Annotated in this window: 13 protein-coding genes; 3 read left to right on the forward strand and 10 right to left on the reverse strand. The window is 47.9% G+C overall.

Going from position 1 to position 13,038, the window contains the following annotated elements; translation table 11 throughout:
• Positions 1-65 precede the first annotated feature (65 nt).
• The 10 genes from AC5JLP_RS13120 to AC5JLP_RS13165 all read right to left on the reverse strand — a co-directional run bounded on the left by AC5JLP_RS13120 (position 66) and on the right by AC5JLP_RS13165 (position 11,006).
• Positions 66-5,747, reverse strand: a complete 5,682-nt coding sequence (locus tag AC5JLP_RS13120) for a hypothetical protein (RefSeq protein WP_496068359.1) — start codon at positions 5,745-5,747, stop codon at positions 66-68.
• Positions 5,748-5,849: 102 nt separating this feature from the next.
• On the reverse strand, positions 5,850-6,380 hold the full coding sequence (locus tag AC5JLP_RS13125; RefSeq protein ID WP_496068360.1) for a phage tail protein: 531 nt from the start codon (positions 6,378-6,380) through the stop codon (positions 5,850-5,852).
• Positions 6,380-6,577 carry a hypothetical protein gene (locus AC5JLP_RS13130; protein WP_496068361.1) on the reverse strand — a complete coding sequence of 66 codons (198 nt, stop codon included), beginning with the start codon at positions 6,575-6,577 and terminating at the stop codon, positions 6,380-6,382. Before AC5JLP_RS13130 ends, AC5JLP_RS13125 begins: the two co-directional genes overlap by 1 nt.
• Before the next feature lie 21 nt (positions 6,578-6,598).
• Positions 6,599-6,727, reverse strand: coding sequence for a DUF6760 family protein (locus AC5JLP_RS13135; protein WP_496068362.1), 129 nt, complete (start codon positions 6,725-6,727; stop codon positions 6,599-6,601).
• 5 nt (positions 6,728-6,732) lie between these two features.
• Complete coding sequence (locus AC5JLP_RS13140; protein ID WP_496068363.1) at positions 6,733-7,113, reverse strand: phage tail assembly protein; 381 nt, start codon at positions 7,111-7,113, stop codon at positions 6,733-6,735.
• Positions 7,114-7,119: 6 nt separating this feature from the next.
• Positions 7,120-7,440 (reverse strand): hypothetical protein, encoded by a 321-nt coding sequence (locus tag AC5JLP_RS13145; RefSeq protein WP_496068364.1) that lies wholly within the window; start codon positions 7,438-7,440, stop codon positions 7,120-7,122.
• On the reverse strand, positions 7,437-7,925 hold the full coding sequence (locus AC5JLP_RS13150; protein ID WP_496068365.1) for a phage tail protein: 489 nt from the start codon (positions 7,923-7,925) through the stop codon (positions 7,437-7,439). Before AC5JLP_RS13150 ends, AC5JLP_RS13145 begins: the two co-directional genes overlap by 4 nt.
• Positions 7,926-8,017: 92 nt before the next feature.
• Positions 8,018-8,491: a phage tail protein gene (locus AC5JLP_RS13155; protein WP_496068366.1), complete on the reverse strand. Its 474-nt coding sequence runs from the start codon at positions 8,489-8,491 to the stop codon at positions 8,018-8,020.
• A 29-nt stretch (positions 8,492-8,520) separates the two neighbouring features.
• Complete coding sequence (locus AC5JLP_RS13160) at positions 8,521-8,994, reverse strand: phage tail protein (protein WP_496068367.1); 474 nt, start codon at positions 8,992-8,994, stop codon at positions 8,521-8,523.
• A 299-nt stretch (positions 8,995-9,293) separates the two neighbouring features.
• A complete protein-coding gene (locus AC5JLP_RS13165) occupies positions 9,294-11,006 on the reverse strand; it encodes a phage tail sheath family protein (protein WP_496068368.1) in 1,713 nt (570 codons plus the stop codon).
• 20 nt (positions 11,007-11,026) lie between these two features.
• Between AC5JLP_RS13165 and AC5JLP_RS13170 the strand changes: the two genes are divergently transcribed.
• The 3 genes from AC5JLP_RS13170 to AC5JLP_RS13180 all read left to right on the forward strand — a co-directional run bounded on the left by AC5JLP_RS13170 (position 11,027) and on the right by AC5JLP_RS13180 (position 12,991).
• Positions 11,027-11,197 carry a hypothetical protein gene (locus AC5JLP_RS13170; protein ID WP_496068369.1) on the forward strand — a complete coding sequence of 57 codons (171 nt, stop codon included), beginning with the start codon at positions 11,027-11,029 and terminating at the stop codon, positions 11,195-11,197.
• Positions 11,198-11,570: 373 nt separating this feature from the next.
• The gene (locus AC5JLP_RS13175) at positions 11,571-11,726 is read left to right on the forward strand and encodes a hypothetical protein (RefSeq protein WP_496068370.1); all 156 of its coding nucleotides are present in this window, start codon (positions 11,571-11,573) and stop codon (positions 11,724-11,726) included.
• Positions 11,723-12,991, forward strand: coding sequence for a Pvc16 family protein (locus AC5JLP_RS13180; RefSeq protein WP_496068371.1), 1,269 nt, complete (start codon positions 11,723-11,725; stop codon positions 12,989-12,991). Before AC5JLP_RS13175 ends, AC5JLP_RS13180 begins: the two co-directional genes overlap by 4 nt.
• The last annotated feature ends 47 nt before the right edge of the window (positions 12,992-13,038 follow it).

Genomic DNA, 13,038 nt, shown 5'->3' on the forward strand with positions numbered 1-13,038 from the left:
CGGGTTCCTCTTAGACTTCCCACTTCTCTGCAAAACTAAAGGGCGCGTGTAATTTAGAACGGATTTCACCAGGGTAAACGTCCCGCACCATGACGTTCTTGCTCGATGCGTAACCGTTGCCGTAATTGCTGATAAATCACTTGAGCTAATTGTTCTAAGTCCTTTGCGTCCACTACATCAGATAGTTCTGCTGCCGTAGAGGGGGATTGGTCATGACGAGAAATTCGTACCGTCTCTGGCTGATCAGGTTGGCGTTGAATCATTGCACTCGTATTGGCAAGGACGGTTGCCACTGAGTGTGGAGCGCTTGCATGCTTAGCGGTGTCGTGGGAGCGGTTAGACGATCGTGGCGAAGGCGTAATCTGCCTCTGTACCAGATCGCTAAAGTTAGACCATTGCGTGGTTGGGCGATCGACCTTAACGATCGACTTAGACTGAGGTTGCTCTAGCGCAGGAGTTGAAGTGAATGACGGTGTGCTTTGACGAGAGGTTTGAACACTGGGTGCGGTTGCAGAAGCACGACTGAAAAAACTAGCTGAAGCTGTAAGTGGTTCCAATGTCGAGAGCGGTTGCAAAACGAGTGGTAGTGGTTCTGGTGCTTTTGGTTCGGCTGTGTCTCCACTAACTTCACTTAGGTTGCCAGCAGGATTGTCTAGTTTCGTTTCTCTAGGTACTGCTGGCTGGGATGCTTCATCATCAACTACGTTAGAAGAGTACAGTGCTGATGCCTGCCCCGCACCTGGCATACGCTGCACGATCGCAGGGAATACCGTCTCGTGGGCGGGTTCAACAGGCTCGATGTCGCGAACTACAGCCTGGGAAGACATTTCTGACGCGATCGCCTCCTCCAAGTTTTGAAGCGATCGGCTCTGAAGGAGTGGATTCTCACGTAATGCATTGGAAAGCGGTGCGTTCTGATCTGATGACTGCGGTAGATTTGCCTGGGCTGATGGCGTAAGGCTGGGTTCAGTAATTTGTGGCGATTGGGCAGCAAGGCTATTAGGACTTACGCAGTCGCCCCCTAAATCCCCCAACTCTGGGGGCCTTTGAGTGCTTGCTCCCCCAGAGTTGGGGGCGGGGGGGCTAGTTTTAGAGAATTTGCGTAAGTCCTGACTATCTGTCTCTGTTGTTCCTGAAGGCGAAGTCAAAGGCTCGCTGTGCTCCTGTTCTAACGGATCTGCTGCAAATGCTTGAATTGCTGTGTCTGCAAGAGGCGTTATTTGACGTGAAGTGAAAGACTCGTCGCTCTGTGCCTCTAGCGAATCTACTTCTAATGGTTGAATTGCTACGGTTGTAGGCGGCGTAATCTGAGGTGAAGCGGAAGGTCTATTAGGCTGCGTTTCTAACGAATTTGCCGCCAATGATTGACTCGCTGTGTCTGCGGAAGTTGTAACCTGCCGCTGAATAGGCGCTTCTACTGCAAAAGACGGAGTAGCAGTAGGAAGGGGGGCGATCGCAGCCTGCGGTATGGCATCAGTCTGTGCTGCCTGTTGAAGGCGTAGGGTTGAAAGGTCTGTGCTCGGTATATCCTTAATTGATAGCAAGCCTGCTCCGGATACTTCTCCATGCTTGGAGTGTGCAGCGGTAGACTTTGATGAAAGGGGGCGATCGGGTTCATTCCCTTGCTCTGATGACAGCGGCGAACTTAAGAAAGCTTGTGCTGGATCATGCCTGTTGGTTGAATGCTCCTGCTGTTCAGACTCTAATGGCAGTGCAGGAGACGTTTCGAGGGAGAATGAAGCCTTAAGTTCAGGGTGTGATGAGTCTGGCGATCGCAGGACTGGGGTGGAACGTGCGCTCGTCCCGTCGGCGGCTGGGGAAAAGGTCTGGGCGATCGCCGCATCTGAAAGCATCTCATTAACCGGGGCAACTGATGAACCAGCATCAAAAGGTGATAGTTCTATTTCAGAGGTCAGTTGTGCCTGAGTAGCGGGTTGGGCTTGTACAACAGCAGAGGCAGCTTGAACCGGGCTTTGAATAGCAGGCAAGCTTTGGGCTTCAGGCAGATCTTGAACGTGCGGCAAAGGCTCAGTTAATCCAGAAATTGATGTGTCAAACGTTGTGTTGTCAGCAATCACAGTGCTGGAAACAGTTGAATCCTCCAATCGCTGAATCGGCGCTGCATAGCTAGAAAAAATCTCTCCTTCGTTAGCAACAGATACAAATTGCTCGTTGTCCGGTTCAGAAGTTGCTTGTTGCGGTTCAGGCTGTTGTACGACAAATGATTGAGAGGTGGGGGCGATCGCAGTATCTGGTGCTTTCTGTAGCGTATCTAAAGTTTGTGAATCGATAGACGGAAGAGGCGATTTCGGCTCATCCTGCTTCTGAGCTATTTCCTGGTTAGAAATCATGCCCAAGTTAACCGTTACTGGATCACTTATAGAAGTTTGAATTGCGTTCTGGTTAGAAGCCGTTTCCAGGTTGACCGCTGTTCGCTTAGGTGTGGAATGAGTAAGATGTGCTTCTGTATTCGCTGAATCAACCGTATTCTCTGCTAAACTGTTGCTCTGATTCGTCTCTTCTAAAGTACGAGCGATCGTATCTGAGGACTCTGTTACTTCTGTCGTTAGCGTATCGATCTGTGCTTGAGTAAGGGACGATGTAGATTGGTTGATGACCTCTGGCTTTGATAGTAATTCTAGATTTTGTGCTTCTAGACCTTGTGTTCCCAGATTTTGTGCCTCTTGACTTTGTCTTTCAGAGCTTTGTGTTTCCAGACCTTTTGCTTGTAGGCTTCGTGTTTCTAGGCTCTTTATTGCTAGACGTTGTATGTCTGGGCTTTGGCTCTCTAGATTTTGTACTTCTAAATTTTTTACGTTTATACTTTGTTCGTTTAACTGTAATGGTGACTCAAGCTTACCTGTGGTCTTCCCCTTTAAAGGAGATGAAGAGTTAACAACTGGTTGTATTTCTGTACTAAAGGTTTTTTTGTTTAGTTCAGAAGTAGAGTTTATTTCAAAGCTGTCAGGCTTTTCTGAAACCACACTTTCTAAAGAATCACTTTCACTGCTTGCTAATTCTTTTGCTTGTATGACGCCAGCTTTAGATTGAGAATCTGAAATAGAGTTTGAATCAAAATCAGAGCCGATAATGATACCACTAGTTAAACTTGCTTGATCTAAATTCAGCTTTTGCTCAGAAAGTAATTCTAGAGATGTTTCTAATTTAGCAGTTTTATCCGATACTGAAGTACTGGCTTTAAAGGCTTCCTCTTTGTTCTCAGGGATAGCTAATGTTTGATTTTCTAAATTTAGCTGCGATGCTTTCGCTTCAAGTTGGCTGCTTTCAGTCGAACGTGCGTGAGATGCTAAATTTGGATGTGAGCTAAATGACTGTGAATCGAATGGTCGTGATTCTGATATGTCTGGTGCAGGAGATGCTGTAACGCTTATACGAGACTCCAACGAAGTACTTGATGTTCGCTGAATGGGTACTTCAGGAGTTATTTGAACATTTTCTAAAGATTCAATTTTGGAGGGCGATGCTTCAGCGGTATGCTCTGATGACTGCGATCGCTCCACCAAATTCTGCGCTTGACCGTCCGATGCGTTACTCCCTAAAACATGGTTAAATGCTTCTGCTTTTTGCCCGGTATTCAGCTCAGGAAAAACCTCTAAGTTTGCATTGGTAATTGTTGTTCGATGATCAACAGAGGCAATTTCAGGTGTTGTTTCTGTGCCTTTTAACTGTAGATCTGATTGAATGGATGATGGAGGATTGGAGGAAGGTAACGGCTCAAACAGCGATTCATGCTTGGATTGATGCGCGATCGAGGATGCTTCTGCCGACGGTTGATTGAGCGATCGAGCGATCGAGGTTGTAGTTTCTGCCTGTAGCAGCACTTGAGCAACTTGTGATGTGACGCTCTCTCGTGCTGGAGTTGTTTGGGTAAGCGGAGTGACATCTGCTGATGAGGTAAGCTGCGGGTCAAGAGAGGCTTGTAAGGTTTGAGGATTGGACTCGAAAATAGCTTGTGAGTTCGTTTTGGGCTCCGGATCTGCTGCTACAAAGTTCTCTTGAAGGAATTGATTGGGTTGCTCCAACGGTAGTGTGGACGGTGCATTAGAGGCAGAATGGCGTTCAGTTGCGGCTAAGTCAGTGGTTGATTGCGGTGACGATTCAAGTCCCTTTGCTTGAAGAGAATAGGATGGTGTTGGCGAAAGTAAAGACGGGGCTGGAGCATCGATCGTCACATTCCCGCTATCAAACGTTGTCTCCCTAACCGATGCGGTAGAACTGAGTTGAGCTTGTTGCGTGGCTGTTATTTCATTCGTTGAAGGCTGCGACGCAAGAGGCTCAACGGCTGCATGGTCAATCTCTGAGTCTGGTTTTTCTGCTGGAGTTGGTGCAAGTTCATTTGAGGGAATTAGTGGTGGTAGATCGACATCGGGCGACCGTTGTACGGTTGATTCAAGCGAACGTTGCAGTTGCTCAGCTACCTCGATCGATGGGTTCTCTTGCGCTGCTTGTCTGGTGATGATCTCAGGTTCTTCAGATGATGCGGTTGTGGAAGTACTGAATGGCTCTGAGGTCTGACTATACTGAGATGATGTGACTTCGGATGCGATCGATTGAGAGAAGACTGTTCCTTGCTTTTCAATCGCTCCAATTGGGTTAGAGATCGCGTCTGTAGAGACAACTGCTAATTCAGATTGGGGATCAGAAGCGGCTTCAACTCTGGCGTTAGAGGCTAATTCAACAGTTCTAGTTGGTCTAAATGCAGCCGTTGAATCAGTGCTGGATGCAGAGACAGGTTTGAGCGTTGAGTCAATTCCAGCGCGATCGACTGATTCAGGTTGAACGATGCGTGCTGCTTGAGGTTGAACGTTAGGAGTTAATTGAGATGCCGATTCAGAAATTGATTCAGGAATTTGTTCTGATCGAGAAATATGTGTTAATTCTACTTTCGATTCAGGAATTTGTTCTGATCGAGAAATGTACGCTGTTTCCACTTCCGATTCAATCGCTGGATCGGGTCTGGAGTCAGTAGTTAACTCAAGCCTAGGGTTGGAAAGTGGGTCAGATTGGGCTTCAGTTGCCGTAGGACGCTGAACGTCGTTTGCAGGAAAGGGAATGGGTACGGCTATTGCTGCGATCGTTGACAAATTTTCTGACTCTTTAAATGAAAGAGAATCGTGAGGGAATAAATCTTCTACGGTTTCAATTGTTGAAGAAATTTCAGGTGATTTAGATGATGTATGAAGTCCGATCTCTTTAGAAACTATGGCCTGATCAGGGGATTCCTGTAGATGATCTGAAAGCCCCTCTGCTTTACTTGCTTGTATTTCACCAGTGTTGTCTGAGGACTGGATGGACAACACTGGTTCAAACGGTTTATTTGACTGATTGGCGGCTTCAATTGACAGTGACGATGGACGTGGATGTGCATCAGTTGTGTGCTGTGTAATCAGAGCAGGAGCCGCTGGCGATCGCTGAAGTACTGCTTCTGCGGTGGGGCTTAAACCTTTTGCGGATGATGATAGTTGAACAATGGGCTTTGATCCTGTAGTCAGCAAAGGATCATTGAAAAAGGGAGAATCTCCAAAGATGCTGATATCCTCACGCGACGATCGCGGTTGAAACAGATCTGGTTCTAGAACCGTGAGCGATCGCGCCCCTAGCGGCACTAAGAATTGACGATTGATGCCTAGTGGCGGCGCAACTAGCAACGGGGGTGGCACCGCGAGATCGTCCAGAGATTCTGGTTTGGAGCGATCGCTAAACTGGGAGACATCAGGTTCAGCCATAAATCGTGTTGCAAGCTAGTAGTAGAAGTGTGCGGTGATAGGCTCTATCGTTCCATAAGGCTTTTGAACGTTTGTTGCTACTACCAAATGGGATCACTTTACTTAATTGCTGACAAAATAGCCGTTTTTGCGCCCTTTAAGTGAAGTTGCAGAGGCAGCACCCGCCCGTTTAGCAACCTTGATGCCTTCATGAATGAGCGTCAGTTCTTCAATGGCTACACTATTGGCATCTGCGGTGAGTGCAGGGGCTTTCCAGCTTACAGGAATGGCTCCAATGAGTGTCCAGCACTGCATAGTTTCGCCTGCCTGGTTAAACACTACAATATTGACGTTTCGTCGTGTGATTGCACTCCCATCTGTTTTTAGCACCTGCTTGAGCCAATCCCAAAAGACGAGATCATCGGTTAAGCCTCGCTTGAGAGTCACTTCTGAAAACTCAGGCTGCCCTAGTAATGTCCGTTGCTGATCGTTAACGCCACCTTCCAAAAAAGTTTCATATTTTACCTTAACGCCTAGTCCCTGGCACTCCGTAAAAGAGGCCGAGATGGTGCTTTCTAAGCCGACATAAAAGCGATTTGCGGTAATAAAATTGAGTTCAGTTGTCGATGCGACAGCAGTATTTTTAGCTGGCATTAGAAGCGTCTCCCATAGCCTTGACTCCGTTCGCGCTGATGGTTCAATTCATGTTTCAACAGGGTATAGACTCGATCGCTCAGTTGCTCAAGCAGTGTTGGATCAGCGAGAATTTGCTTTAACATCTGCGAGGAAATCTGTGGTGAAGTTTCGGTCAGCACAGAACGTATTGAAGGGGGCAATATATCAAAGTCCATTATTGTCCTCCAGGATGCTAACTAGGATAAGCGTTCTCGAAGTTTGCCAATTTCTGTGAGCCAGCGGTGGCGATCGCGATGTTCTAGGCTCAAAATTTCTTCCAGCGACCAGTGAAATTCAAATGCAATACAGGCTACCTCCTCATGCAACTGGTCTAAGGGGTAGCCAACAACTCCCCCGCAAACTCTAGCTCCGCTGCAAAGGCATGTTGACAGGCCGGACAATGAACGGCTATTTCGGCTATTCCCTGCTGATTAATTTGGTTATAAAACTCGCGCAAGTAGCCCAAATCGTGAGTAAATAAATTTTCTAATTGTTCTGGTGTAATGGTGCTTAAATGTCCGAGTTGAGTAATGACTCGTGAAAACATCACCAGGCTTTGATAAGCTTCGCTTTCCTGAGCGCGCCGATCTCTTTGCACAGCGATTTCATCTTTGGCTGTAGTCAGCCGCATAATGCCAGTTTGATGAACAGCACCGGATTCATCGACCAGACCGCGCGGTAGCCTAAAGGCAAATTCAGTCGGTATCATCATTACTCCTTACTGCTTACCAACTTCAATTAATGCTTCTGACTCTAGTTCATTAATCTGACGATAAAGCTTTTGCAGGTAGTTTAAATCGCAGGCAAATAGCCCTTCGACCACATTAGGCGTGACTTCATCTAAAGCCCCTAGTTTTGTCATCACACGCGACAGAATAATGACAGTGGCATAAGCAGGATTTGACTTTACGCGCGGATCACGTAAGGGCACAATTTCGTCGATCGCCCGTGATAGACGCATCACTCCCATGCGGTGAAGATTGCCATCCTCATCCACGTAGCCTTTGGGCAAGGTAAATTCAAACTCAGTTTGGATCATTTAATCCGCCTAAATTCATCAATTGCTAATTCAATTTCTTCGACTTCAAACTCGGCTTTGCTGGCTCCCACATCACCAATTTTGTATTTAACGGGGCAAGCTCCTAAAAAGCGAAATCTAGCTTTTTCCTCACCGTGCTGGTTATAAAGCGTTAAATCACCATTGCGCCGCTGTTTTGCCCAATTGCCTTGTTCGACAGCGGCAAACCATTCCCAAAAGATTTTGGAGGTGGTCATGCCGCGACGCAAGGTTAGATTACTGCTTTTGGTATTACCCGGTACTTTGTTCCGAATCACTCTGCCAACGGCGTTGCTGTCTTTTCCCCACTTCTGCGGCGTGACCTGACAAAATTCAATCATTTCTTGAGTGCGTTCAAAGCCCTGGCACTCCATGAAGTAACCGTCAATGCGATCGTCACTGCCGTCAATGCGGAGCTCCAGATAAAATCGTGACGAGGTTAAAAGTTCGTGGTCGGCCTCTTGCACACGTTTTCTCCACTTAAGGATTGATTGTTGAAACGTTGCAGGCGGTAGAAAATTTTACGCAATGGCTACTACCTGCAACGACTCTTACACCTTCATTTCACCCGTCGGACGGCATGAAAGGCTAGTTCAACCGTTTCTGTCGCGAGTTCTGTGCTACCAGCCTCCATCTTGGAGCTTTTGTATGATTTGGGCATTACGCCTGTGAGATTCCACCGCGCGGCCTCTTCGCCTCCCTGGTTATAGAGAATAATGGAGCCTGTTTTCAGCGCTCCTTTATTTTTGGTGCCGCCCCCGGTCATGGGTTGAGAGTGAGAATCGTTGTACCATTTCACGAGACGATCGTCTTCAACGGTAGAAACAAATTCAACGGTGACAGCGCCATTGCTCACACCCGTTACGGTTGCTTGAATTTGGGCTTTGCCGCCTTTGGTGACTCCAAAGGGGTTTTGGTCGCCAGCCGTTTGTAATTCGATGGACACACCGCTCACTTTTTTGATAATCAAATCCGTCAAGCCTTCGATGTCCACATAGAACTTAGAACACGCCAATAGTTCGCCTTTTGCCATGAGTTAACTCCTATTGATGTTTAGGGTCATTATTTTGTGCGATCGATCTGTTCGCAAACTAGTTCAAATGTTTCAACGGCTAGCTGGTTGCTATCTGAGGAGAACTCTGAAAGTTTGTAGGATTTAATCCAGGCGTTAGAGATTTTCCAACGCATGACTTCGGCATCAGAACTGTCATAGCCGACGATCGCGCCTGCTTTGCGACTTTCGCTCCATTTACCGTCGCCACCTTCACTCTTAGGCATGGTAGCTTTCATCCAGTTATAGAAATCCAGATCGCCTTCGGCTAAATAGACTTCGATCGTGAAGTTTGGATTTTGCTTAAAGCCGCCAGAGGTGGTTTGCCATAGCGTTTTGCCGTCTTTGGTAGAAGCTAGTGGCTTTTCGTGACCTGTAGTTTGTCCGGTAAAGCTCACTTCAGTCACGCTTTTCAGCAGTTTGTCAGATAAACCATCAAATTCTACGTAAAAGCGACTGGCGGGTATTGGTTTCAGGTCAGCCATTGGGTTGCTCCTTGCAATAGGGAAAGAGGGCGCTGCTGCTAGAAATAAAACAAATAGGACTTACGCAAAAGCGATCATCTTTCGCCCCCTAGCCCCCAATGCTGGGGGAACCGAGCCAATTAAAGCCCCCAGCATTGGGGGTTTGGGGGCAAATGCGTAAGTCCTAACAAAGAAGGTTAGAAAGCTACTTCAATGCAGCTTGCTTTGAGCAGCGTTGAGGGCTTAAAGCAGTGTGAGCGTCGATGAGCGCTGGGATAGTCTCAGGACACTCACACGGTGTTGTTCAATTCAGGTAACGCTTATTGTCCCGGTGCCCATTGGCTAATACGGAAGATGACAAATTCTGCTGGACGAACCGGGCAGACACCCACTTCAACGTACAGACGACCGAGCATCATGGTATCGGGTGTGTTGAGTTCACCATCACACTTAACGTAGAACGCTTCTTCTGGCGACCCACCAAAGAGTGCCCCTTCACGCCAGAGACGCTCCAGGAAGTTGCTAACGGTGCGCTTCACGCGTTCCCACAGATCCATATCGTTGGGTTCAAAGACGACCCATTGGGTGCCAATTTCGATCGACTTCTCAATGTAGCTAATTAAGCGGCGTACACTGATATAGCGCCATTGCACATTATCAGGTTCGACCAATGTGCGAGCACCCCAGATTTTGTAACCACGATTGTAGTTGCCAAAGTTACGAACACAGTTGATACCGACCGGGTTGAGCATTTCCTGCTCTCTCATGTTGGTTTCATAGGCCAGACCCAGCACACCACGCGGCGTTTCGTTAGCAGGAGCCTTAAAAATCCCCCGTGTTTCATCCGTGCGGCACCAAACGCCCATCATGTGACCAGAAGGGGGAACCAGCATCGGTCTGCCTGCATTGCGAGGGTTAGCGACCTTAATCCAGGGATAGTAAAGGGCACCAAACATCGATCGACGATTGAAATCACGCAACCAATTGAAAATATCTTGAGGCTTTTGTTGATCGGGCTGTACAGCGCAGTTGTCATTCTTACCAGGTTTCACAGGCGGCGCATCCAACACAGCCATGCGGTAAGCAGGCCCAGGGAAGGAGTTTTCACACAAGCTGATCATGGTTTCCATGATGCCGTGCACTTGATCCAGGTCAATTAACCCTTCTTGATAAACCCGCATCACGTCGGGACAGGCAATCATAGAGACTTCATCAATTTCAAAGATGCCCTGCATCCCGGTTTTATCGTTCCGTGCGCCCTGCAAATCCCGTACAAGCTGGTCTTCGCGTGCAATGTAGGGCGGGGGTGCGACTTCGTAGGAGCCATTACCAGGGCGGCGAGATAGTGCCTGACCGCTGAGAGAGATGTTGCTAATGGCAATAAATTCGGATGGTTCTAGCGCTGTTACTACATAGTCAGCTACCGCCGTTTCCACCTGAGCATTCATCGAGAGATGATCGTAGCGCTCCAGCACTTGATCGCCGTTGCGGACGATGACGGTAAAGAACTCGCCCGTGTTGATGGGTGGCTCAGCCTCTTCAGATGCATCTTCGGGTAGCGGTTTCGGCTCGCTTTCTAGAACAGTGACGGTGATTCTGCCCGTTGCAGAGGGTAGTGCTAAAGTGCCACCCGTTTCAGTTGACTGCTTTAAATTAAACAACAGTGAGGGTTTGCCGCCAGAGGTAAGAATCTTGCGTCCGGTTTCTTCTGCTGTGGGTGCAGGTGAACCAGGCAGTTTGGTGCCAATGCTCACGACCCAACAGCGACCGCCACCGTTCAAAAACCAACCTTGAACCGCAAAGGGTAGGTAGGCGTTGAAATCGGTAAAGCCATCCGAGCCTGGTCTAGCAAACAGCTCTAAATACTGGCTCCAAGTGGTGACCAGCATCGGTTTAAACAGTTCGGCATCGCCCCGGACATCTTCGGTGAAGCCAACAAAGCCTGCGACACTCATACTTACACCTTCGATCGAGCGACTGCCACGATCGACTTCTTCGACGTATACACCTGGAGCAAAGTAATCTAAAGCCATGAATAACGTTCCTGTGTTGAGTGAAAAAATCAAACATTGAACAGCACAGCATTCTGACCACCAGCACAAACGATGGTGTTATAGGAATGACTGCTATCCCGCGATCGCACCTCTTTCAAACCAGGTCTGCGATCGTGTGTCTGAGAGACATTGGCTGTTTAGCGCTCTATGCCTCTAACGCATACGGTTAGAAGATAAAGCCAGGGAAATTTTCAGGAGAATGGTTTGTCAAACAAACTGCTACTGCCAGGTTTGGGGCAAAACCAGCATAGGTCGTGAGAGGTTGTAACCTTCATCGAACGGGCAAGTATTAACGTATAAATACGTACCGCCCACTTTGATACTTCATAGCATGCCCAACGAATTGAAGAGATCTACATTAAAACAAGAGAACCTGAATTATTTTTCTGACACAAATCATGAAGTTAATTAAACAGTTGTAACTTTAATTCAATCAATTGCTTTCTTGCTTGGCAGAGGCGTTTCTGTTGCGCTCGTAGCTTGAATTCTTTGTTCTTTAATTGAGAGTTTTGGACTGAGATGGGCAGTCTATTGAGAGTGCCAATGTTGCATTGTCAGACAGCAGTGCAGCTAGAAGAAATTGAATCAATCAAACTTGATTGCTTACCTTCTGCCATCTCGCTGTTAGTAAATGCTCGTTCGATCGTCGTTCAACGCGCTTGGAACCCGAAATTTGTAGAGGTCATCCATCGACTGTGAGTAACTATTTAGCCATTGCAACGATTACAGCAACGCTGCAACGCATTCTACAAGCATCGATTCAGGGAGATGTGGATGGAGCGCGAGTGACCACGCTACAACCCCGGCAAGTTGGCAACGGCACTCCAGAAACCGGCATTAATCTCTTTCTATACCAAGTCAAGCGCAACAATGCCTTTGGCAATATAGATACGGCAACTCACCGCGTGAAAGCAAACATTGTGAAGCGACAATCCGCTTTGGATTTGCACTATATCGTGAGTTGCTACGGTAATGAAACGGAGCTAGAGCCACAACGACTATTGGGTAGCGTGGTGCGAATTTTCAACGATCGCCCTACCGTTTCTCTAGATGTAGTGCAAGCAACCATAGCCGATCCGAGTTTTCGCTTCCTCGCCGAGGCCGATTTAGCAGAACAAATACAGCAACTCAATGTTTGTCCGCTTGACCTCAGCCTGGATGATCTATCGAAAGTTTGGTCAGTGTTTTTTCAGGCTCCCTATCTACTATCAGCGATCTATAAAGTGACAGTAGTGACGATCGAGGGTGAAGAAGCGTTGCCGAAAGCCTTGCCTGTGCGCGATCGCAAGCTCGGCGGTGTAGTGGCGTTTCCCCATCAGCCAGTGGTTGAATCTGTACAACCTCAAACAGGTAAGCTCGATCCCATTCTGGCAACCAGTACCCTCATCATTCGCGGTCGCAATCTAGAAAGTGCCTCAACCCTGATTCGCATTGGGGAGGCTCAACTTGCACCATTGCAATGCAGCAGCACTGAAATCACTGCTTCTCTCGCAGATATCCCACCAGGGATGCTTTGGGCTGGTGCGCAAGGTATACAGGTGAGCCATCAGATTCCATTAGGCACCACGCTGACGGAAGGTACTAACAACGTTGAGTCGAATCTAGCACCCTTTGTGTTGCGCCCAACCATTGAACAGGTGCGCTTTGAGAGCCGATCGCGATCGGGCGATGACTATTGCACAGGCATACTGACTGTTCGTGTAGATGTCAGAGTTAGCATCAAGCAGCGGGTGATCTTGATATTGAATGAGTGGTCGATCGAGACGGCACTTGCCTATCAGTTTGCTGCTCCGCCCCGTGAGATGGAAACCGATACGATCGAAATTCCGCTCGAAAAGGTCAAGTCAGGCGATTATTTGCTGCGGCTGCAAATTGATGGGGCCGAAAGCATTTTAGAGATTGATACCGATCCTGCCAGCGCAACATTCGATTGGTTTGCTGCACCTAAAGTTCGGTTGGTGTAAGGTTTGCCACCTGCCTATCGATAGCAAGGCCCCTTGCAAACGCTCAT

This window comes from Stenomitos rutilans, from assembly GCF_059505485.1.

Excerpts from the sequence above, each read along its gene's own strand:
- AC5JLP_RS13160 (WP_496068367.1), bottom strand. The coding sequence starts at position 8,994 with ATGGCTGACCTGAAACCAATACCCGCCAGTCGCTTTTACGTAGAATTT.
- AC5JLP_RS13175 (WP_496068370.1), top strand. The coding sequence starts at position 11,571 with ATGTTGCATTGTCAGACAGCAGTGCAGCTAGAAGAAATTGAATCAATC.
- AC5JLP_RS13130 (WP_496068361.1), bottom strand. The coding sequence starts at position 6,577 with ATGGACTTTGATATATTGCCCCCTTCAATACGTTCTGTGCTGACCGAA.
- AC5JLP_RS13140 (WP_496068363.1), bottom strand. The coding sequence starts at position 7,113 with ATGATGATACCGACTGAATTTGCCTTTAGGCTACCGCGCGGTCTGGTC.
- AC5JLP_RS13155 (WP_496068366.1), bottom strand. The coding sequence starts at position 8,491 with ATGGCAAAAGGCGAACTATTGGCGTGTTCTAAGTTCTATGTGGACATC.
- AC5JLP_RS13145 (WP_496068364.1), bottom strand. The coding sequence starts at position 7,440 with ATGATCCAAACTGAGTTTGAATTTACCTTGCCCAAAGGCTACGTGGAT.
- AC5JLP_RS13120 (WP_496068359.1), bottom strand. The coding sequence starts at position 5,747 with ATGGCTGAACCTGATGTCTCCCAGTTTAGCGATCGCTCCAAACCAGAA.
- AC5JLP_RS13125 (WP_496068360.1), bottom strand. The coding sequence starts at position 6,380 with ATGCCAGCTAAAAATACTGCTGTCGCATCGACAACTGAACTCAATTTT.
- AC5JLP_RS13165 (WP_496068368.1), bottom strand. The coding sequence starts at position 11,006 with ATGGCTTTAGATTACTTTGCTCCAGGTGTATACGTCGAAGAAGTCGAT.